At 72.4% G+C, this 21,102-nt stretch carries 15 protein-coding genes; 5 read left to right on the top strand and 10 right to left on the bottom strand.

Annotated features, from left to right (window positions below; translation table 11 throughout):
* Positions 1 to 81: 81 nt before the first annotated feature.
* The 5 genes from J8M51_RS35735 to J8M51_RS35715 all read right to left on the bottom strand — a co-directional run bounded on the left by J8M51_RS35735 (position 82) and on the right by J8M51_RS35715 (position 6,233).
* A complete protein-coding gene (locus J8M51_RS35735; RefSeq protein WP_086753437.1) occupies positions 82 to 1,215 on the bottom strand; it encodes a TIGR04141 family sporadically distributed protein in 1,134 nt (377 codons plus the stop codon).
* Positions 1,216 to 1,452: 237 nt separating this feature from the next.
* Positions 1,453 to 2,673, bottom strand: coding sequence for a restriction endonuclease subunit S (locus J8M51_RS35730; RefSeq protein ID WP_086753429.1), 1,221 nt, complete (start codon positions 2,671 to 2,673; stop codon positions 1,453 to 1,455).
* On the bottom strand, positions 2,673 to 4,148 hold the full coding sequence (locus J8M51_RS35725) for an SAM-dependent methyltransferase (RefSeq protein ID WP_256964088.1): 1,476 nt from the start codon (positions 4,146 to 4,148) through the stop codon (positions 2,673 to 2,675). Before J8M51_RS35725 ends, J8M51_RS35730 begins: the two co-directional genes overlap by 1 nt.
* A gap of 26 nt (positions 4,149 to 4,174) precedes the next feature.
* Positions 4,175 to 4,366 (bottom strand): hypothetical protein, encoded by a 192-nt coding sequence (locus J8M51_RS35720; protein WP_086753431.1) that lies wholly within the window; start codon positions 4,364 to 4,366, stop codon positions 4,175 to 4,177.
* A 688-nt stretch (positions 4,367 to 5,054) separates the two neighbouring features.
* Entirely contained in the window at positions 5,055 to 6,233 is a 1,179-nt protein-coding gene (locus J8M51_RS35715; protein WP_086753433.1) for a cytochrome P450 family protein, read from the bottom strand.
* 541 nt (positions 6,234 to 6,774) lie between these two features.
* Here J8M51_RS35715 and J8M51_RS35710 point away from each other — a divergent pair.
* Positions 6,775 to 10,905, top strand: a complete 4,131-nt coding sequence (locus J8M51_RS35710) for a WD40 repeat domain-containing protein (RefSeq protein ID WP_086753435.1) — start codon at positions 6,775 to 6,777, stop codon at positions 10,903 to 10,905.
* Between the two features lie 232 nt (positions 10,906 to 11,137).
* On the opposite strand, the gene J8M51_RS35705 is transcribed toward J8M51_RS35710, so the two are convergent.
* The 3 genes from J8M51_RS35705 to J8M51_RS35695 all read right to left on the bottom strand — a co-directional run bounded on the left by J8M51_RS35705 (position 11,138) and on the right by J8M51_RS35695 (position 13,530).
* Positions 11,138 to 11,650, bottom strand: coding sequence for a hypothetical protein (locus J8M51_RS35705; protein ID WP_267299775.1), 513 nt, complete (start codon positions 11,648 to 11,650; stop codon positions 11,138 to 11,140).
* 99 nt (positions 11,651 to 11,749) lie between these two features.
* Positions 11,750 to 12,550, bottom strand: a complete 801-nt coding sequence (locus J8M51_RS35700; RefSeq protein ID WP_086763698.1) for a TIGR03943 family putative permease subunit — start codon at positions 12,548 to 12,550, stop codon at positions 11,750 to 11,752.
* Entirely contained in the window at positions 12,547 to 13,530 is a 984-nt protein-coding gene (locus J8M51_RS35695) for a permease (protein WP_086763696.1), read from the bottom strand. Before J8M51_RS35695 ends, J8M51_RS35700 begins: the two co-directional genes overlap by 4 nt.
* A gap of 188 nt (positions 13,531 to 13,718) precedes the next feature.
* On the opposite strand from J8M51_RS35695, the gene rpmF reads away from it, so the two are divergent.
* The gene (rpmF, locus tag J8M51_RS35690; protein ID WP_086763694.1) at positions 13,719 to 13,889 is read left to right on the top strand and encodes a 50S ribosomal protein L32; all 171 of its coding nucleotides are present in this window, start codon (positions 13,719 to 13,721) and stop codon (positions 13,887 to 13,889) included.
* A gap of 4 nt (positions 13,890 to 13,893) precedes the next feature.
* Positions 13,894 to 15,045 carry a GTP-binding protein gene (locus J8M51_RS35685; protein ID WP_086763692.1) on the top strand — a complete coding sequence of 384 codons (1,152 nt, stop codon included), beginning with the start codon at positions 13,894 to 13,896 and terminating at the stop codon, positions 15,043 to 15,045.
* 110 nt (positions 15,046 to 15,155) lie between these two features.
* Here J8M51_RS35685 and J8M51_RS35680 read toward each other — a convergent pair whose 3' ends face one another.
* Positions 15,156 to 17,138 (bottom strand): NAD-binding protein, encoded by a 1,983-nt coding sequence (locus tag J8M51_RS35680; RefSeq protein ID WP_267299903.1) that lies wholly within the window; start codon positions 17,136 to 17,138, stop codon positions 15,156 to 15,158.
* Between the two features lie 283 nt (positions 17,139 to 17,421).
* Here J8M51_RS35680 and J8M51_RS35675 point away from each other — a divergent pair, with 283 nt between their 5' ends.
* Positions 17,422 to 18,192 carry a hypothetical protein gene (locus J8M51_RS35675; protein ID WP_179202947.1) on the top strand — a complete coding sequence of 257 codons (771 nt, stop codon included), beginning with the start codon at positions 17,422 to 17,424 and terminating at the stop codon, positions 18,190 to 18,192.
* A 273-nt stretch (positions 18,193 to 18,465) separates the two neighbouring features.
* Entirely contained in the window at positions 18,466 to 19,095 is a 630-nt protein-coding gene (locus tag J8M51_RS35670) for a sigma-70 family RNA polymerase sigma factor (protein WP_086753777.1), read from the top strand.
* A gap of 92 nt (positions 19,096 to 19,187) precedes the next feature.
* Here J8M51_RS35670 and J8M51_RS35665 read toward each other — a convergent pair whose 3' ends face one another.
* Complete coding sequence (locus J8M51_RS35665; RefSeq protein WP_179202946.1) at positions 19,188 to 21,020, bottom strand: S9 family peptidase; 1,833 nt, start codon at positions 21,018 to 21,020, stop codon at positions 19,188 to 19,190.
* Positions 21,021 to 21,102: the final 82 nt, after the last annotated feature.

Genomic DNA, 21,102 nt, shown 5'->3' with positions numbered 1-21,102 from the left:
TCATTCGGGACGAAGAGGTCGTGGGTTCAAATCCCGCCACCCCGACAGACGGAATGTCAGGTCAGGCCCGGTGCTGAGAGATCAGCACCGGGCCTGATTTGCTTTGCGACCCTGGCTTGGGAGCCAGCTGGGGGTGATCTTCGAGATCCGGCTCCCGGCGGCTCCCCGAGGAGCGATCTCCTGCCTCCTCTCGGTGCGGGCGTACGCATCGCGCCCGGGCTGAGTCACTGCACTGCTACAGCGGGCGAGCGAAGGGTGACTTCTTCCTCGGTGTGCTTCGGGTGACCGGTGAGGACGACACCGAGATCCACGGGGCAGGTCCACGGACGGGGAGTCGGTGATCAGGCGGTCGGCGTGCGAGCGGATCGTCTTCAGATACTCCTGGTCGATCTCGTACCAGTGGTCGTCCATCAGGAAGAACCGGTGGGAGGCGAGGGACACCGCCGCCTCGATCCACCGGAGGGCGCTGGACGTCCGGATCTCGTCGGCCCGGTCGGCGCGGCCGTGCCGATAGAGGATCACGGTCCCTTCCCGGAGCGCGGCTACGCGGCTGCCCGCACGCTGGACGCTGGCCCGGCAGAGGACGTAGCCGAGGTCGAAGTCGTCGGTCGACCGGCCCGCCGCGTCGCTGTTGACCCTGGCCCTGAACGCCTGGGCAGCCTCGTAGTCGTCCCAGTGGTCGGCGGGGACCGCGACGGTGGTCCTCCCGGCGGGCTCCTGGCCCAGGAGGTCGTCGAGGATGGCCTCCAGTCGGGTGAGGAGGCCGGGATCGTCGAGGGGTACCGCGTGCTCGACGAACTCCGGCTCCGGGCTGGGCTTGTCCTCGCGCAGCACACGGGCGACCGCACAGATGTCGGCGATGAGGTCGGTGCTCTCCACACCGAGCCGCAGGCGCAGGCCGGCACCGCCCTCGGGGCTGGTGACCTTCGTCGGATTGTCCCGGGAGATGGTGAGGGGGATGTCGTCCAGGGGGCCGCCGAGGCGGCGCACGATCTGGGCGTGCTCGGCGATGCCGAGGCTCCACACCGAGGCTCCGCCCGGGATCAGGGTCATGTCGGTTCGCCCTCCGCCCGGGGTGTGCGGCACCAGGCCCTGGTCGGAGCCTGGGCCGACTCGGGCTCGGACTCCGGCGGGGGGGCCTGGGCACTGGTCGTCTGGCGTCGGCCCGACCTCGTCGTGGTCGATGCCCGCAAGGCCATTCCCCTCTGGCGCCATTACCGGCTCACCGGGCTGGTGGGCCCCAGAGCCCTGGCCCCACAACGCAGCCTCGAATTCGCCGCTTCCGTACCCCACGACCCCCGCAACCAGCCTTTCGCACTGGCTCAACAATCCTGATGGACCTCGGACTGGCCGAACCTCGGCCAGCACACTGCGAGCCGTAGCCCGAGGTGAAGAGAGCGACGGGTACTGGTCGGCCGCCGAAGCGGCAACGGATCTGAAGGGCTCGACCGATCACCGCGTCGTTGTCGGTTCCCGGAGGATGCCGGCCTTCGCTGAGATGTCGCGCAGGAGCGCGTCCCGCAGGGTGTGCAGCGTCGCGATCTTGGCGACCAGGAGTCGCGACGCCGTGTGCAGGGGATCGGCCATAGCGTGGAACTCGGTGCGCGTGAACCGGTCCGGCCAGGTGACCTCCAGGCGCTTGAGGGCGCCGGCGGAGATTTCCCGCCCGTTCTGACCCTGCGCCAGCCGCGTGATGGCGCTGCTCCTGCTCCTGAGTTCGTGGAGCAGCCACCAACCGTCCTCGTCCTCAGCAGGTCGTACAGCCACAACGCCTCTGAGAGGTGTCACCGGTCGGCTCGGCACAGCGATGTGTGCACCGTCGGAGCGGGTGCTCAGCAACAAGGTGCCGGGAGGATGTACCTCGCCGTCGTTCGCTGGACTGCTCAGACGGAACCTCTGGACATGGGGCACGGGGAGGTCGTAGAGATCTTTAGGGGCCACTGCACCGGTTACGTCGGCGGTGGGTTCGGCGGGCGGCGGAGGAAGCGAACGCTCAGAACCTTTGCCCGTCCTCGACTTGGCGACTTTCGCGAGCGGCCGTGTCTCCCATGGCGGAATCGTCACCGCCCAGTCGTCGTGAAGGGCGTCGGCCAGTTCCACGGCCTTGCGTGCGGTCTCCTGGTAGAGGGCGGTCGTCTCCTCGATGAGGCCGAAGGCCTGGTGATACGCGTTGATGACGTCTGGTGGAGGCAGTGGAAACAGCATGCGGTGGAGGGTGTCGAGACTGACGGTGGGCTCGACATGTGCTGTCACGTCCTCGTCGATGCGAGCCTTCGCCGTCGGTGTCTGAAGCCAGATACGGAGCCACCGCACCAGGTGCGGCTCAGCGCGGATGATGCCGATGGACCTGGTCGCTGTACATCCGGCGTGCTCGGCGGTGACCAGCGCGGAATCGCCCACCCGTCGGACGAGTACGACGGCCAGGTCGCCTTCCTCGAGGATTGCCCGGCTGGGCGGGGATCCGCCGGGGCGACACTCCTTGGCCCTGGGCGAGAGGATCCTGCCGTTCTGGACGAACGTCGAGCTGACGACTCCCGCAGTCCGATCGGCAGGCACGTCGTCATCGAGGAAACCCGAAGTGGTGTAGATGCGCCCGTGGATCCGCTCATGCTTGATGGAGGTCGTCCGCCAAGCCCCTTTACCCGAGTCGACCTGGTCGGCATCGGCTTCCATCAGATCTCCTCCAAGGCGTCCAGCAGTCGGAGCTCCAAGGCGCGCATCTGCTCGAACTGATCGGTGAGTTCGAGCTTGAGCTGCTCGACCCGGCTCCGTGTGTCCCGCTCTGGACCGGGAGGCTCCACGGCGTACGAGGTCGGCATCAGGCTGGCCTCCCGGTCGGCGATCTCCTTGGTGGAGCAGCTTCGGGACCATCCGACCTCGTCGTTGTACGGCGAGGCCGCAGCACCGTTGTCGGAGAGGCCACGCCAGGCCGCCAGGGTGGTCAGGACCGATGCCGTGTTCTTCTCGCCCAGCCTCCGCGCTCTCGAATTCGGGACCGGTTCGAAGGCTCGCCGCGCGTTGATGAAGAGCACCTGCCGGCGGCGGTCCCTGACACCCCAGCCGGGGCGCGCGCCCTTGTCCTTGTTGAGCACCCACAGGCAGGCGGGGGCTTTGGTGTGACCGAACACGCGTGGTGGCAGAGCGATCACGCACTCGACGAGATCGTCACGCAGGAGGCGTTCGCGGAGCCTTCGGGTGACGGGCTGTCTGCTGTTGGCCACCCTGTCGGCCATCAGGAAGACGGCACGTCCGGCCGGAGCCATCGCGTGCGTGATGTGCTGAATCCACGCGGAGTCGGCGGACCCTCTGGACGGAGGCTCCTCCGGCCACCGGGGATCGACCGGGATCGGGGAAGGCGACCGGCGGGCGCCCTGCTCCGTGTTGTCCTCCGGTGCCCAGTCACGCTGGTTGAAGGGAAGGTTGGCCAGAATGATGTCGTGAAGCTCGGGTTCGGGCTCCGCGAGGCTGTCACCGGGTGGGAAGACGTGAGCCGTGATCCCACGTACCGCGAGGTTCATGCGGGCCACCTGTGAGGTGGGGGCGTGCTGCTCCTTTCCCTGCAAGGACATGGTCGGGTCCAGCCCGACGCTTTCGCGGACGTAGCGGTGACTCTCGACGAGCAGTCCGCCTGAACCGCAGACCGGGTCCAGCACTCTGTGCCTGTCACGGGGGACGGCCGCGCCGACCATGAGACGCGCCATGTCATCCGGCGTGAAGTAGTGGCTGCCCTCGGCCTGTTCCGCCGAGAGGTCACGGAGACACTGATCGAGCAGGGGCCCGACCCGCTGGATGGATCCGATGGCCTGGACGAGAGCGTGCAGGTGTCCTTCGGAACCAGCGGACGGAACAGGCATCAGGTTCCTCGTGCCCGCGTCAGCGCCCTGTTCGTCGATCGGGGGAAGCCAGTGGCTCAGACATGTGTTCACGGCGGCGCGGATTCCCGAGCCGCGCCCTGCCGGCTGCCCCGTCAACCACGCCCATGTCGGTACGCCGGAGCCGGGCTCGGCGTGCGCTTTCCGGCTCAGGTACAGCAACCCGAGGACGAGGCGGGTCGCGTCGTGAGCGTTCATCAGCCGCGAGAGATGCATGCGGTGTCGGCGCACCTTCGCGAGCACCTCGTCGAGCGAGGAGGCATTCTCGGTCTGCACGTGTCCCCCAAGGGCACTCATGTCGCTCACGAGCCCACCACCCCCAGGGCCCCCATGACCACCATAAGGAGCGTCAGGGAGCCGGCGAAGGTCCATGCTCCCGTCTTGAAGGCCGCCGTGGGACGACCTCCCTCGACGACGGTCACGAAACTGCCGACCAGCGCGGCGACAAGCGCCGCGAGGACCGCGATGATCACGTACATCAGCCTCAGCTGCACGACGTGGTTCCTTCCTGAGGTCGGGGGATGTCCCAGCGGACGAGTGAGCCGGTGATCCCTGGCTTCAGGAACGACAGTAGGAGACGTAGGCAACGCGGCATTGGGTGCACGCCATTTGGGATTTTCCTAGGCGCGCGCTAGGGGCTCAAGCACTATCTGCAAGTGCACGTTGTTTGGGATTTCAGACGGGGCATCGCCGACAGGGTCGACACCCCGGTCAAGCGATAGGCGGTCAGCCCACGGCGATGCCTCGTACCGGGTGTCGTAGATGCCGTCGGCGTGCAGTGGTCCGGAGCGGCGCACGAGACATGGGAAGCGAACGCGGAAGTTGGCGATGGAAGGGTCACCCATTCGGCGGGGTGGCGGCTTGCCGCAGCTCAGGGTGGACTCCAGGTCGGATGGAGTAAGTCGCGCATCACGTCCGGCCTTGCACCCGCCCGGGAACTGGCAGCCGCTGAGGCGAAGCTGACCCGTCAGCAGAAGAACACGTCACCGGGTCATGTCCCGGCCTCTCTTGCCATGGGTTGCCTGCCGGGAGCCCTCGGCTACGAGACGCTGACCGTCAGCTGCTTCGCGTTCGGACAGGGCGTAAGGAAGGGCCGCGCAGACAGTGGCGATCGCCGTGCCCAGGCCCACCAGGCAGCCGGCGGCCTTGGCCCTGGCATACAGCTCGATCTCTTGGTGCCGGTCAGAGAGTGAGGGGCAAGGCGGTGAGGCCGCGCAGTAGGCGGGTGTGGCGCCAGTGCAGGGGGGCCGTGGGGGGTGCCAGGCGGGCGTTGGGGAAGCGGGTGAGGAGGGCTTGGAGGGCGAGTTCGGCCTCGGCGCGGGCCAGGGGGGCTCCCAGGCAGCGGTGGATGCCGTGGCCGAAGGCGAGGTGGCCGGTGGCATCGCGGGAGAGGTCGAGCCGGTCGGGGTCGGGGAATCGGCCGGGGTCGCGGTTGGCGGCGCCGGGTGCGATGAGGACCGGGACGCCCTCGGGGATCTCGGTGCCGCCGAGCGTGAGCGCCTGCGTGCTGTAGCGGAACGTGGCGATCTGGACCGGTGGGTCGAGGCGCAGCAACTCGTCCAGCGCCCCGCCCAGCAGCTGCGGCTCGGCCCTCAGTCGCGCGAGTGCCTCGGGGTGCCGCAGCAGGGCCAGGGCCGCGTTGCCGATGAAGTTGGTCGTGGTCTCGTGGCCGGCGATGAGCAGGAGGACGGCGAGCGACACGAGTTCGTCCTCGGTCAGACGGTCCTCGCCGTCCCGTACGGCGATGAGGTCGTCGAGCAGGCTGGTGCCGGGCGAGGCGCGCTTGGTGGCGACGAGGTCGGTCATGTAGTCGCCGACGGCGTGTGAGGCGGCGTCGATCCGTCGGGGGTCTGCGGCGTCGAACAGGTCGCTCGACCAGGTGCGTACGGCTGCGCGGTCGGACTCGGGCACCCCCAGCATTTCGCAGATGACGGTGACGGGCAGGGGTACGGCGAGGTCCGCGACGAGGTCCACCGTTCCGTGGTCCGGCCAGGCGTCGAGCAACTCGTCGACCAGGGCGGCGATGCGAGGGCGCAGCCGGGCGACCGCCCCCGTGGTGAACGCCTTGGTCACCAGGGCCCTCAGTCGGGCGTGCCGCGGGGGGTCGGTGGCGAGCATGTTCCGGGAGAGCGCTGGGTGGAGGTCGCGCTGCGACGGCCGGCCGGCGAAGAACCGCGTGGTGTCCTTCGAGAGCCTGGGGTCGGCGAATGCCTCCCGGGCCTCGGCGTATCCCGTGATCAGGCAGCTGTGGCGGGCGCCCGAACCGGTGGGCACCATGCCCACCGGTGCCGCTTCGCGCAGGCGGGCGTAGGTCGGATAGGGGTCGGCGAAGAACCTCGGGTCCCGCAGGGGGTCGGTCACGCTCGGGGGTCCGTTCAGGAGGGTGTCAGTTCGTCGGGCCCGGCGGCCGAAGGCGTGACCCTGTCAGACCGGAGTGTTCCACGCCCAGCCTCTGGCCGGCCCCCTCGGTGTCCGGGCCGCGGCGGATCTCCCGACGGGTGGCCGGGTTCCACGGGGGTGGGCCCGGCCGCTCCGGAGAGGACTGCACCCCTCGGACATCGCTTCGTTCGGCACCGGTCCCTCCCCACGTGGGGACCGGTGCCGAACGTCGCGGTGGTGTCGACCCATGTCCGGGACAGGGATCGAGGTCGGTGCGGAGGTGCGCGGGGCGGGGCGTCGCGAGGGCCGGCCGGAGGTGTGCGGCATGATGGGGCGGATTTGCGGACGCTATGCCGGTGGCCCGGATCGGGTGGTGCACCGGCGTGGTCGGCTTGGGCCCGATCCTGCCAGCCGGGGGTGGCGGGGAGGAGGGTCCGGCCGTCCGGAGACGGTGTTTCCGCAGGTCAGAGCAGCAAGGTGAGTTTTCCGGTCCGGATGTCCAAGTCGTGGGGGAAGGTAAGGGGTGGATGCCTTGAGTCATGACTCAGGGGCACGCACGGCCTTCGCGGAACGTCTCGCGCTGCTGTACAAGGAAGCGGGCAATCCTCCTCTCAAGAGTGTTTCCGAGTCGGTCGTCCGGCTGCAGCGGGCCGATGAACGCGGGCGGCCCGTGCGGGTGTCCGCCCAGCGGATCAGTGACTGGCGGCGGGCCAGGAACGTGCCGGCGCAGTTCGCGGCCCTCGCCGCCGTGCTGCACGTACTGATTCCCGAGGCCCGGCGGGCACGGCCCGTTCCGGTGTCCAAGGGGCTGTACGACATGGCCCAGTGGCAGCGGCTGTGGGAGCGGGCGCTCGCCGATCCCGTCGGGGAACGCCCGGCGGACGCGGATTCCGTGTCCGTGTCCGGCACGGCGACGGCCGAGTCCCAGGGCGGCGAGCCCTCTCCCGGCGAGGGCCCGCCCCTTCCCGGTGGCGTCTGCCCCTACCGGGGGCTGGCCTCGTACCGGCAGCAGGACGCCCGCTGGTTCTTCGGACGCGAGCGGAGCACCGACGCGCTCGTCGAGCTGTTGCGCGCGGCGGGGCGCACGGGTGGGCTCGTGATGCTCGTGGGTGCTTCGGGCGCCGGGAAGTCCTCCCTGCTGAACGCCGGTCTGGTGCCCGCGGTGCGCGGCGGCGCCCTGGACGACGACGGCGGCGGCGACGGCCCGGTCCCGACGGCGGCCGAGCGGCCCGCGCGTGGGCAGGTGCTCCAGTTCGTGCCGGGCGCCGATCCGGTCGGGGAGCTGACCCGGCGGATACCGGAGCTGGGGCGGGTCGTGTCCGCCGCCTACGAGCCCGGTACGCCGATGTTCGCGGAAGCGGTACGGGAGGCCGTCGCGGCGTGGGCGCGCCGGGGCGCCGCCGCCCCCGAGGACGGCGGTGTCCCCTCCGCCGACGCCCCCGAAGGCGCAGCCGCACCCCGCCCCGTCCTGATCGTCGACCAGTTCGAAGAAGCGTTCACTCTCTCCTCCGACGAAGCCGACCGGCGGACCCTCGTGCAGCTGCTCACCGCGGCGTGCACGCCCGGGGAGGAGGGCGGGGCGGCGCCCCTGGTCGTGGTCCTCGGGGTGCGGGCGGACTTCTACGAGCAGTGCCTCGGGTATCCCGAACTGGCGGACGCGCTGCAGCACCGGCACATGGTGCTGGGGCCGTTGACGACGGCGGAGCTGCGGGAGGCGGTGACCGGTCCCGCCAAGGCCGTGGGGCTGGAGATGGAACCGGGGCTCGCGGAACTGATCGTGCGGGAGGTGAGCGCGGACGGTCCACGCGGGGCGCACGACGCGGGTGTGCTCCCCCTGCTCTCGCACGCCCTGCTGGTGACCTGGCAGCGGCGCAAGGCGGGGCGGCTGACACTGGCCGGCTACCGGGCGGCGGGCGGTATCCAGGGCGCGGTGGCGGCGACCGCCGAGCGGGCCTGGTCGGGGCTGGACCCGGCGGCCCGTACGGCGGCGCGCCTGGTGCTGCTGCGGCTGGTCCGGCTGAACGAGGACACGCAGGCCACCCGGCGCCGCGGCACCCGGCGGCAGCTCGCGGACGGGTCGGCGGACCCGGCGAAGACCGAGGAGTCGCTGGAGGCGATGGCCCGCGCCCGGCTGCTGACGCTCGACGCGGAGACCGTGGAGATCACCCACGAGGCGCTGCTGCACGCCTGGCCCCGCCTGCGCGGGTGGATCGACGAGGGCCGCAACGACCATCTGCTGCGGCAGCGCCTGGAGGAGGACGGCCGGGCCTGGGAGGACTCCGAGCGCGACTCCTCCCTGCTCTACCGGGGCTCGCGGCTCGAACAGGCGCACAGCTGGGCCAAGGCAACCAAGGACGCCGGGGACACCTTCCTGACCCGGAGCGCGGTGGAGTTCCTGGCCGCCTCGGTGCGTCTGCGCCGGCGTACGGTCCGGATCAGGCGGAGCGCGGTGGCGGCGCTGGTGGCGTTCGCGCTGGTGGCCGTGGGGTCGGCGGTGGTCGCCTGGCAGCAGCGCAACGACGCGGTGTTCGAACAGGTGGTGGCGCAGGCCGATCGTGTCCAGTACTCCGACCCCTCGCTCTCCGCCCAGCTCGACCTGGTCGCGCACGGCCTGCGGCCCGACGACGAGGGCACCAACAACCGGCTCGTCTCGATCGTCAACGCGCCCCTGGCCACCCCGGCGCTCGGCCACGGCGGCGCCGTCTACCTCACCTCGTTCAGCCCCGACGGGAAGCACCTGGCCACCGCCAGCTACGACCGGACCGTACGGCTCTGGGACGTGGCCGACCCGTCCCGGCCCGAGGCGCTGGGCAAGCCCCTGACCGGCCACGGCAGCTGGGTCAGCAGCGCGGTCTTCGCGCCGGACGGCCGTACGCTCGCCAGCGCCGGCGACGACGGCACGATCCGGCTGTGGGACGTGCGCGACCCGCGAGCGCCGCGCACCCTGGGCGCGCCGCTGACCGGGCACGACGGCACGATCTTCCTGATCGCGTTCAGCCCGGACGGCAGGACCCTGGCGTCCGTGGGCGAGGACCGGACCGTACGGCTGTGGGACGTGAGCGATCCGGCGCGCGCGACGGCGCTCGGCGCGCCGCTCACCGGGCACAGCGCGCCGGTGCGCGCCGTCGCGTTCAGCCCGGACGGGAAGACACTGGCCACCGGGGGCGACGACGACACCATCCGGTTGTGGGACGTGGCCGATCCACGTGATCCGGAGTCCCTCGGCACCGCCCTCAAGGGCCATACGAGCCTGGTGCACTCGCTGGCCTTCAGCCCGGACGGGCGGACGCTGGCCAGCGGCAGTTCGGACAACACGGTCCGGCTCTGGGACGTGGCCCGGCCACGGCGGGCGAGCGCGCTCGGGACGCCGCTGACCGGGCACACCGGCCCCGTCTGGTCCGTGGCCTTCAGCCCCGACGGGAGGCTGCTCGCCGCCGCCAGCGCGGACAGTACGGCGAGCCTGTGGAACGTCGCCGACCCGGCGTTCCCGTCCCAGGTCGGCGAGCCCCTTTCCGGGGCCAGCGGGGAGATGTTCGCCCTGGGGTTCAGCCCGGACGGGCGGACCCTCGCCACCGGGAGCGGGGACAGCAAGGTCCGGCTGTGGTCGGTGCCGACCGCCGACATGGTCGGGCGGGGCGGCGTGTTCCGGCCGGACGGACGGGTGCTGGCCACGGCCGGGCGCGACGGCCGGATCCGGCTGTGGAACGTGGCGCGGCCCGGCCGGCCCGTGCTGCTGGGGAAGCCGTTCACGCCGCGGGACCCCGGCAACCGCTCCCTGGCGTTCTCGCCCGACGGCCGCACCCTCTCCGTCGTGGCGGGAAACCGGGCCCTGTACCTGTGGGACGTCGGCGACCCCGCCCGCCCCGTCCTGCGGGGATCGCCCCTTCCGCTGCGCATCCGGTACACCGACGCCCAGGCCTACAGCCCCGACGGACGGGTCCTGGCCACCTCCTACGGCGACCACGACGTCCAGCTGTGGGACGTCAGCGACCCGTCCCGGCCCACGTCCCTCGGCAAGCCCCTCACCGGCCACAAGGGCTACATCCTCGCCCTCGTCTTCGGCCCCGACGGCAGGACGCTCGCCAGCGGCAGCGCCGACGGCACGATCCGGCTCTGGAATGTGGCCGATCCAGCCCGCTCCACCCGGCTCGACGGGCCCCTCACCGCGCACCGCGGCGCGGTCAGCGACCTCGTCTTCAGCCCGGACGGCAGGACGCTGGCCAGCGGGGGCGGTGACGACACGGTCCGGCTCTGGGACGTCTCCGACCCCGGCCGGACGGCCCCGCTGGGCTCCCCGCTCGTCGGCCACACGGAGTCGGTCGTGTCGCTGACCTTCAGCCCGGACGGCCGGACCCTGGCCAGCGGCGGCAACGACAGCACCGTCCATCTCTGGGACGTCGCCCGCCCCGCCGACGCCTCCCCCATCGGCCAGGCGATGAGCCCCAACGCCAAGACCGGGCAGTTCCTCTCCTTCAGCCCCGACAGCCACATGCTCGGGGTGTCCAGCGGCGCCGACACCGTACGGCTGTGGAATCTGGACGTCGACGACGCCGTACGGCACATCTGCTCGACGACGCGCGGGGTGCTCACACGGGAGAAGTGGGACGAGTATCTGCCGCGGCTGTCGTACGAGCCGCCGTGCGCGGGGGCCTGACGGAGGGGGTGCCCAACAGACGTTTGGGCGGCTCACGGCTGTGTCTGACAAACGTTTGGGCGGCCCACCGCGCCACCTAACGAACGTTTGGACGGCACCCCCACATCGCGTGATCCCGATCACAACTTGTCAACGCAGTCGAGCAGTCGGCTCCCGTCCTACGAGCAGCCTTGTTAGCCTTGGCCATAGCCCGGTCGCTGGTGCATCCCCCGTCGCCAGCGACCGGGCCCTTTCATGCCTCCGGCACACCCGCCCGGTCGCCGCCCGCCACGGTGAGCCAGTGGGCGATCCTGCGGACGGCCGTCTCGTCGAGTCCGTCCACGACGGCCCGGACGGCGGCCAGGTCGTCCGGCGCGAGATCGTAGAGCCCCGCCTTGCCCAGCCCCGCCATCAGCACCTGCTGCCGCCGGTCGGTCAGCCGCTCCTGGAACTTGCTGGGCGTGCCGCCGGGAGCCCCGGCCCCGCCGGACGGCGGTTGCGGCGCGGCGGCGGCCGGCGGGTCGTGCCGCTCCCACCCCCCTCCCCCGGGCCCCCCGCCCCCCGGACCCCAGAGCGTGACGGCCGGATCGGCGCCGCGGGCCCGCAGGGTCTGGGTCATCTCGCCCACCGCGTACGCCACGGGGAAGCGGTAGGGCGACTGGGCGCCCACCCGCCAGGAGGCCGAGGAGGGCTCGTAGAACATCGCGACCCAGCGCGGGGCGCCGGGCGGCTGCGGACTCTCGGGACGTGTCTGCACGGGGCTCATCCCTTCGGATACGGCGTTGCGGGCGACCATAACTGACGGACCGTCAGCTATCCAGGGCGCGCGGACGCCCGCCTCGGCGGTGCGGCGGCGGGGGTGCGCTCAGCCGTTCCAGGCCTCGTCGTACGGGTCCTGGGGAGCCTTGACCGGCCTGGTGGTGGTGACGTGGAGGTACGGGACGGCGGTGCCGTTGAGGGGGTCCTTCGTGCGCTTCGGGGTGTAGGTGCCGGTGACCTCGATCCAGGTGTCGGGCTGGAGGACGGCCGGGAGTTCGCCGGTGAGGGCGACCTTCACGGGCTGGGCGTCGGCGGCACAGCAGTTGAGGGCCATGCGGACGAGGTACGGGGTGCCGGAGCCGTCGAACGCGAGGAAGCCGGTGACCTTGAGCGGGCGGCCGGCGAGGGCGCGGCCCTTGTCGTAGACGGCGCGGCCGGCGTAGTCGGCGACGCTCAGGCGGAGGGGGCCGTCGGCGGGGAGGTCGGGGTAGCCCCAGGGCTGTTTCTGGAGGGCCGTGCCGGTGCGCATCGCGGTGTAGGAACCGGCGGCCGGCGGGGCGACCAGGACGAGGGCGAGGAGAGGGAGGACGAGGAGCCAGGAGACCCGGGGTTCGCGGTGGGCGTGCGGCTCGTCGGCGTGGGCGTACGGCTCGTCGGCGCCGGTGCGGGGCTCGCCGTCCTGAGTGTGCGGCTCGCCGTCCTGGGTGGGCCGCTCGGCGTCCTGGCGTCGCGCCCGGCGTTCGTACCAGAGCGTGGCGACGGCGGCGGCTATGAGGACGACGCCCGCGCCGATGAGGAGGGGGCGCAGCCCTGCCTTGACGTAGCGGAGGTACAGGTCGGTGAAGCCGGCGTGCAGGAGGGCGCCGCCGGTGAGGAAGAGGATGACGGTCTGGGCCTGGCGGTTCACAGGAGCACCGCCCCGACGAGGGCCGACACCAGGATCGCGAGGGCGAAGGTGGCGGGGGCGAAACGCAGCGCGAAGGCGCGGCCGAAGGTGGCGGTCTGCATGGCGAAGAGTTTCAGGTCGATCATCGGGCCGACGACCAGGAAGGCCAGCCGGGACGTCAGGGAGAACTGGGTGAGCGAGGCCGCCACGAACGCGTCCGCCTCCGAGCAGATCGACAGCAGGACGGCCAGGACGGCGAGGGCGAGGATGGCGACGACGGGGTTGTCGGCGGCGGCGTTCAGCCAGGTCGCCGGGACGACCGCCTTGAGCGTGGCCGCCGCCATCGCGCCGACGACCAGGAAGCCGCCGGCGTGCATCACATCGTGGCGGACCGAGCCCCAGAAGGCGGCGCCCTTGGTCTGCCCCTCGTAGGAGGGGCGCTCGGGAGGGCGCATCCACTCGCCGCGCCCCAGCCCCTGCCACAGCCAGCCCATCGCGCAGGCCACCAGCAGGCTCGCCACGAGCCGGGCCAGCACCATCTCGGGGTTGCCCGGGAAGGCCACGGCGGTCGCCGTCAGCACGATCGGGTTGATCGCGGGGGCGGAGAGGAGGAAGGCGAGCGCCGCCGCGGGCGTCACACCCCGGCGTACGAGGGCGCCCGCGACCGGTACCGAGGCGCACTCGCAGCCCGGCAGCACCACCCCGGCCACGCCCGCCGCAGGTACCGCGAGCGCGGGGCGCTTCGGCAGGGCGCGGGCGAAGAACGACGCGGGCACGAACACGGCGATGGCCGCGGACAGCAGCACCCCGATGACCAGGAAGGGCAGGGCCTGCACCACCACCGCCACGAAGACCGTCATCCAGCTCTGCGTCACGGGCGCGGACAGCAGACCGCGCAGCGGGCCCTGCGCGACCACCGCCAGCACGAGCACCATCGTGAGCAGCAGGGGCGGGTCGAGATGCCTCCCTCGCCGGGAGGCTTCTTCCTTGATTGTGGCCACGGGGGACGGTACCTCCGTAGGGAACGGCTGCGGCGAGCGGGCCTGTTCGACCCTTTCCTCCCATACGGCGCCCGGAGCGGGGTTGCTCACGGTCGCCGCCCTCAAAGGCGGGGCCATTTTTAGTAATGGGATCCATTTTCATGTAGCGTCCGGTCCATCACCCTGTGGACCCTGTGGAGGAGGACCCCATGGCCGTACCCAAGCGGAAGATGTCCCGCAGCAACACCCGTCACCGTCGCGCCCAGTGGAAGGCGAGCACCCCGGCGCTGGTGCCGTTCACCGTCGACGGCACCACCCATCTCGTACCGCAGCGGCTGCTGAAGGCGTACGAGCGCGGGCTGCTCCACCCCGAGGGCTGAGGCCGTGACCACCGCGGTCCCGGCACGGCTGCCCGTCACCGTCCTCTCCGGATTCCTCGGCGCGGGCAAGACCACCCTGCTCAACCATGTCCTCGCCAACCGCGAGGGGTTGCGGGTGGCGGTGATCGTCAACGACATGAGCGAGATCAACATCGACGCCGCGCTCGTGCGGGGCGGCGAGGCGGCGCTGTCCCGCACCGAGGAGCGGCTCGTCGAGATGACCAACGGGTGCATCTGCTGCACCCTGCGCGACGATCTGCTGGAGGAGGTGGACCGGCTGGCGCGGGAGGGGCGTTTCGACTATCTGCTGATCGAAAGCTCCGGGATCAGTGAACCCATGCCCGTCGCGGCCACGTTCGCCTTCGCGCGCGACGACGGGGCCACGCTAGGGGATCTCGCACGGCTCGACACCATGGTGACGGTGGTCGACGCGGTGAACTTCCTGCCGGAGCTGGCGGGCGGGGACGAGCTGGTGGAGCGGGGGCTCGACCAGTACGAGGACGACGAGCGCACGGTCAGCGATCTGCTCATGGACCAGGTGGAGTTCGCCGATGTGATCGTGCTGAACAAGCTCGACCTGGTGGACACGGCGGCCGCCGGGCGGCTCGCGGCGGCGCTGGCGCGGCTCAATCCGGCGGCGCGGATCGTGCCGGTGAGCCATGGGCGGGTGCCGGTGGCCGAGGTTCTCGGCACGGGGGCGTTCGACCTCGAACGGGCGCAGGGGGCGCCGGGGTGGGTGCGGGAGCTGAACGGGGAGCATGTGCCGGAGACCGAGGAGTACGGCATCTCGTCGATGGTCTTCCGCGCCGAAGCCCCCTTTCACCCCGGGCGGTTGTGGGATTTCGTGACCGAGGGGCTCGACAGCGGCGCGTTCGGGCAGGTGCTGCGGTCCAAGGGGTTCTTCACGCTCGCCGGTCGGCCGGGGGTCGTCGGGTTGTGGTCCCAGGCCGGGTCGGTGGCCCGGTTCGAGCCGACCGCCGCGCAGGATGAAGAGGCGCCGTTCGCGCAGGAGTTGGTGTTCATCGGGACGGGGTTGCGGGTGGACGCGCTGCGGGCGGCTCTGGACGGGTGCGTGGTGGCGGAGGCCGAGGGCGGGTGCGGGGTCTTTGACGACCCGTTTCCGGCGTGGGACGCGCAGGGGGTCGTCTGCGGGTGAGTCGCCTGCGGATGAGTGGGGCGGAGGGTGCGGTTCCCCGCGCCCCTGAAAAGCCGGGGCTGCACGCGAAGCCCCCCCGTCGGCCGGCAGCCGACCGGCGGCCCGACCGCCTACGCCCCCGCTCCCGCCCGCCTCCCCAGCAGCTCCGCCAGCCCCCGCCGCGTCGCCGCCAGGACCACGCGGTCCTCGGCGCGGAGCACGTATGTGGGCGGGAGGTCCCAGACGAGGCCCGAGGGCGGGCCCGGTTCTCCGGGGGTGGCCATGTCCAGGGCCAGGACCCGCCAGGCGCCGGGGCGGAAGGCCTCGGCGAGCGTGCGGCCCTCCAGACGGGCGTGGCCGCGGACCTCGACTGCGGCGAAGAGCAGGACGCGGCGTTCGACGGGGATCGCGCCCAGGATCTGGCGGCCCATCATCGCGCCGGCGAAGGCGGGGGCGGCGAGATGGGTGACGCTGCGGCTGCGGGTGAGCGCGCCCGGGTGCGCGGCGCGCAGGGTGCGGTAGACGGCGGTGGCGAAGTCGTCGTCGTACAGGCGCAGGACGACGCGCAGATCGGGGCGTACGGAACGGGCGTACAGGCCGGCTTCGAGGTTGGTCGTGTCGGAGCTGGTGACGGCGAGGAGGGCGTGGGCGCGGTGGATCTTGGCGGCCTCCAGGACGCCCTCCTGGGTCACGTCGCCGAGGATGACCGGCACCCGCAGCCGACGGGCCTCCGGGAGGCCGCGCGCCTCGGGGTCCTCCTCGACGCAGACGACCGGGATGTGGAGTTCGCGCAGCCGGGCGAGGACGCGGGTGCCGATCTTGCCCAGGCCGAGGAGGACGACATGTCCGGACAGGCCACGCGGCGGCTTGCGCAGGGCGGTGCCGCTGCGGAACGTGCCGAGCGCCTCCAGCACGGCGGCCAGCAGCACGGGCAGCAGGAGTAAGCCCATGAGGCCGGAGAGGAGTTGGAGGATCTGGCGGGAGTCGCTCTGGTCGGTGGCCGGGTCGGCGATCCCGAAGAGGTCGAGGAGGGTCGCGTACGTCGCCTGGAGCGGGTGTTCCCCGGTGATCAGGATCTGGGCGACGGCCAGGGCGAACACGCATCCGATCATCCCCGCGAGGGACCAGCGCAGCCGCCGGGAGAGCAGGGTCCCGAAGGCGCCCAGCGATCCGCCGCCCGCGCGGCCGGGCGGCAGCGCGGGTCCGGCGTAGCGCACGGTGTCGAGGACGACGGTGCCGCGTCCTGTCGCCTCGGCCACCGCCCGTTCGTCGGGCAGGAGTTGGGGGCCGCGCTCCCCGCTGCCCTCGGAACCCTCGGTTCCGGCGGGGTCGTTGGTGGTGGCCGACAGGAGCGCGAGCGTGCACAGGCCACCCGGGCTCTGACCGGCGCGGCCGGGCGGGCGTTCGACGGCCCGCAGCATCAGCCCGTCCGTCTGGACCACCTTGCTGGTACCGGCGACGGCGGTCGCGGCCAGCGCGGGCGCGGCCGTGTCGGCGTCGGAGAGGACGGTCGTCGAGGCGCCGAACCCGTCGACGCCGTCGGTGGCGTCACCGCCCGTCGCCAACGCCGAGGCCTGGTCGAGGAGTTCCTCGATGTGCTGCCCCAGCCGGCGGTTGTAGAGCCGCAGGACGAGCCGCAGCCGGGGGTTGAGGCGGCGGGCGGTGAGGGCCGCGCGGATGTTGGTCTCGTCGTCGTCGTACACGAGTGCCAGCGCGGCGGCGCGTTCCACCCCGGCCTCGGCGAGTACGGCCTCGGTGGCCTCGCCGGCCTCCAGGATCCGTTCGGTGGCTCCGGCGCGGTCGCCCTGGCCGCCTGCGGGGCCGTGTCCGCCGTGGCCGCCCGCGGGGCCGTGGCCGCCGCCGCGTGCGCCGCCGTCGGGGGTGGCCGGTTCGCCGGTCCGGTCGCCCGTCGCCGGATCGCCGTTGCCCGCCGCCCGGTTGACCACCGCCGTCACCCGGTCGAGGAGGGAGGCCGCGGTGCGGGCGCGGCCGACGACCGGCCGCTGCGCGATCCGGGCCGTGGGCGGTACGACGAGGGTGACCTGTTCCCGGTACACGGTCCGCAGTTCGGCGGCGAGCCGGTGCGCCAGCCCGTCGTCCCCGCAGACGACCATGTGCGCCCCGGCGTCGGCGGCCGGTCTGCCGCGCCCGCCGGGGACGGGCAGCCGGCCCACGCGGAGCGGACCGGACGGTGCGCCGGAACCGGACGGCGCGCCCGGACCGATACGGCTGTTGTGCTGCGACGGGGTCCCCACGAAGCAGAAGACTGCCTCATCAACGGGGCCGGTTCCCGCGTGATCCGGATCACAGTTGGCGGTGTGAGTGCGACGCCGGGTGGAAATCCGTACTCAAGAGGGACGGGATGACGACGGTGTCCGGATGCGAGGATGGGGCGCCATGACCGCAGGGTGGGGTTCGCGCACGACACGCGCCGCGATGTTCGCGGCCGTCTGTGTGCTGCTCGCCGCCCTGGGCCACGTGCTGATGTCCGGCCGGCATGTCCCCTGGTGGGCCCTGGCCGCCGGGGTCGTCGCGACCGGTGCCGTCGGCTGGTGCCTGGCCGGGCGTGAGCGCGGGCTCCCCCTGATCACGTCCGTCGTGGTGGCCGCCCAGACGGCCCTGCACTCGGGCTTCGAACTGACCCAGTCCTCGGCCGCGATGGCCCACAACGGCCTCATGGGCGCGATGAGTTCATCGGGTTCGATGGGGTCGACGGGTTCGACGGGTTCGGCGAAGCTCATGGACATGGGTTCCGCCCACATGATTCACACGGTCCCCACGGGCGCGGCCGGTCACCTGGACCATGTGGACCACACCGGGTACCTCCTGGACGGCTCGTCCGCGTCCTCCTCGTCGCTCCTGTCCTCGCTGCTGTCGTCGCTCGCGTCCATGTACGCGTCCTCGTCCGGCATGTTCGCCGCGCATCTGCTGGCCGCGCTGCTGTGCGGGCTGTGGCTGGCGTACGGCGAGCGCGCCGCCTTCGGGCTGCTGCGGGCCGTGGCCGGCTGGCTGGCCGCACCGCTGCGGCTGTCGCTCGCGCTGCCCGTCGCCGCGGAACGGCCGCGTCCCCGGGTGCGCCGGGGCCGCTCGGACCGTTCGCCGCGCCGGCTCCTTCTCGTCCATGCGATCACCTCTCGGGGTCCGCCCGCCGGGACCGCTGTCATCTGACGACAGCCGGTGACCCGACGCAGCCACCGCGGCTCGCGCTTCGGGCTACGGCCGTACGCCGCCGCCGCGCGAGCCGTACGGCCGCCCCCTTCCTCACCGGACCGCCGACGCGTTCCCGTGCACGGACGCCCACGCCCACCTGCCCGTCTGCCCGACTGCCCGTCCGTACGACCAGTGCGGCCGGTGCGGCGGTGTCCTGCGGCCGTGTGCGTCCGTGTGCCCATGGGGCCCCGTCGGTGGTCCGGATCCCCGGATGACCTTGAAGGACACCAGGTGATCACTCTTACTCCCCTGCCCTCGTCGGTCCCGTCGGCCCGGTCCGCGACCGACGAGTCGATAACCGCCTGGGCGCTCGCCGCCCGTGGCGGTGACCCGGAGGCCGTCGAACGGTTCGTCGGTGCGCTGCACCGCGATGTGCAGCGGTTCGTCGCCCATCTCTGCGCGGACCCCCAGGCGGTGGACGACCTCGCCCAGGACACGTTCCTGCGGGCGCTCGGCAGCCTGCACCGGTTCGAGGGGCGCTGCTCGGCCCGTACGTGGCTGCTGTCCATCGCCCGGCGGGCGGTGACCGACAGCTTCCGGTACGCGGCGGCCCGGCCCCGGCCCGCCGATGTACCGGACTGGCGGCTGGCCGTCGAGCACGCTCAGCCGCGCGGGCTGCCCGGCTTCGACGACGGTGTCGCGCTCACCGATCTGCTGGGGGCGCTGTCCGAGGAGCGGCGGGAGGCGTTCGTGCTCACGCAGATACGGGGGCTGTCCTATGAGGACGTGGCGGAACTGACGGGGTGCCCCATCGGCACCGTGCGGTCGCGGGTGGCTCGGGCCCGGGCCACGCTCGTGGGGTTGCTGGCGGCGGCGGAGGAAGGGGTTCGGGAGGGGGAGGTGTTGGCCACCGCCGCCTGACGGGGCCCGGTACGTGCGGGTCGGAGCGGGTCGGTGCGGGCTGGTCGCGCGGTTCCCCGCGCCCCTGGCGGGGCGCGGGGGGGTGTGTTTTGTCAGGTGGCCGCCGGGTTCAGGTGGCGTGCCGCGAAGTCCAGTTCCAGGCGGAGTTGCTTGATGCGCTCGTCGACCACGAGGGACCCGTGACCCGCCTCGTACCGGTACACCTCGTGGACGGCGGAACGGGCGGCCAGCCGGTCGACGTAGTTGTCGATCTGGCGGATGGGGCAGCGGGGGTCGTTGACACCGGCGGAGATGTAGACGGGGGCCTTCACCTCGTCGACGTACGTCAGCGGCGACGACGCCTCGAACCGCTCGGGCACCTCCTCGGGCGTCCCCCCGAGCAGGGTGCGGTCCATCGCCTTGAGGGCCTCCATCTCGTCGTGGTACGCGGTGACGTAGTCGGCGACGGGCACCGCGGCGATGCCGAGCGTCCACGCCTCCGGCTCGGTGCCGATGCCGAGGAGGGTGAGGTAGCCGCCCCAGGAGCCACCGGTGAGGATCAGCCGCTCGGGGTCGGCGAACCCGGAGGTCACCGCCCACTCCCGGACCGCCGCGATGTCCTCCAGCTCGATCAGCCCGACCCGGTGCTTGAGCGCGTCGGTCCAGGCCCTGCCGTACCCGGTGGAGCCCCGGTAGTTGATCCGGATCACCGCGTACCCGTGGTCCAGCCAGGCCGCCGGGCCCGCCGCGAAGGCGTCGCTGTCGTGCCAGGTCGGGCCGCCGTGGATGTCGAAGACGGTGGGGTACGGGCCGGGGACTCCCGCCGGGCGCTGGACGAGGGCGTGGACACGGCCGCCCGGGGTGTCCACCCAGACGTCCTCCACCGGCACCGAACCGGGGGACCTCAGGCCGGGCGGATCGAGGACGACCTCGCCGGTGGTGGAGCGGACGACCGGCGGCTCGGCGGCCGAGGACCACAGGTACTCCACGCTGCCGTCGGGGCGGGGCGTGGCCCCGGAGACCGTGCCGCGCGGGGTGTCCACCCGCTCCAGGGCCCGGGTCGCCAGGTCATAGCGGAACAGCTCGCTGCGGGCCTCGAAGCTGTGGGCGACGAGCAGGGCGGAGCCGTCCGGGTACCACTCGGCGCTCAGGTCGCCCTCCAGCCGGTCGGCGAGCCCGAGGTCGGTCTCCTCGCCGGAGACCACGTCCCAGACCAGAGGCTCCCAACGGCCGCCCCGCTGGTGGCCGATGAGCAGCCGGGTGTCGCCGTCGACGGGCGCGAAGCCCATCACCTCCAGGCCCAGCTCGATCGTGCCGCCCTTGGTGTCGTCCAGCTCGGCGACCGCCGTGCCGTCCGGGCGGACCACGCGCAGCGCCGAGTGCATCGCGTCGCCGTGCTCGGTGTGCTCGATCGCGATCAGCGAGCCGTCGTGCGAGAGGTCGCCGACGCCGGCCGACTCGCGGTGGCGGTAGATCTCGACGGGGGTCTCGCCCTGCCGGGACAGATGGATGGTGGAGCCGTCCTCGTCGGTGGAGCGGCCGACGACCGCCGTACGGCCGTCGCGGCCGAGGGCCAGGCCCGCCGGGTACGACGGCTCCAGGCCCGGTGCCCCCTCGTCGTCCGGGCCGCCCCCGAACGGCTGGCGGCGCCAGACGCCGAACTCGTCGCCGTCCTTGTCGTCGAACCACCAGATCCACTCGCCGTCGGGCGAGAGCACCCCGTCCGTCGTGCCGTTGGCCCGGTTCGTGGCCTGGCGCTGCTCGTCCGTGGCACGGTCCCACGCGTACAACTCGTAGGTCCCCGTGGCGTTGGAGACGAACAGCGAGCGGTGCGGCGCGTCCTCCGCCCAGTCCGGCAGGGACACCCTCGGTGCCCGGAACCTCTTCTCCCAGTCGGGCATGGACCCGCTCTGCTCCTGCGGGGTGGACCCGTTGCTCTCAGTCATGGCCCCATACTGCCCCTCCGGCACGACAATGTGCCGCCGAGGTCCCCAGCCTGTGGATAACTTCCGCCGCGGACGGCTCCGG

It is taken from the genome of Streptomyces griseiscabiei (assembly GCF_020010925.1).
GTDB classification, from domain to species: domain Bacteria; phylum Actinomycetota; class Actinomycetes; order Streptomycetales; family Streptomycetaceae; genus Streptomyces; species Streptomyces griseiscabiei.
Note: the sequence above shows the minus strand (reverse complement) of the source record. Positions and strands in the feature narration are given on the sequence as shown.

Bases quoted from the DNA above. Each gene is read 5' to 3' on its own strand.
- J8M51_RS35735 (WP_086753437.1), bottom strand. From the start codon at position 1,215: ATGGCGCCAGAGGGGAATGGCCTTGCGGGCATCGACCACGACGAGGTC.
- J8M51_RS35730 (WP_086753429.1), bottom strand. From the start codon at position 2,673: ATGGAAGCCGATGCCGACCAGGTCGACTCGGGTAAAGGGGCTTGGCGG.
- J8M51_RS35705 (WP_267299775.1), bottom strand. From the start codon at position 11,650: ATGAGCCCCGTGCAGACACGTCCCGAGAGTCCGCAGCCGCCCGGCGCC.
- rpmF (WP_086763694.1), top strand. From the start codon at position 13,719: ATGGCCGTACCCAAGCGGAAGATGTCCCGCAGCAACACCCGTCACCGT.
- J8M51_RS35680 (WP_267299903.1), bottom strand. From the start codon at position 17,138: ATGGTCGTCTGCGGGGACGACGGGCTGGCGCACCGGCTCGCCGCCGAA.
- J8M51_RS35675 (WP_179202947.1), top strand. From the start codon at position 17,422: ATGACCGCAGGGTGGGGTTCGCGCACGACACGCGCCGCGATGTTCGCG.
- J8M51_RS35665 (WP_179202946.1), bottom strand. From the start codon at position 21,020: ATGACTGAGAGCAACGGGTCCACCCCGCAGGAGCAGAGCGGGTCCATG.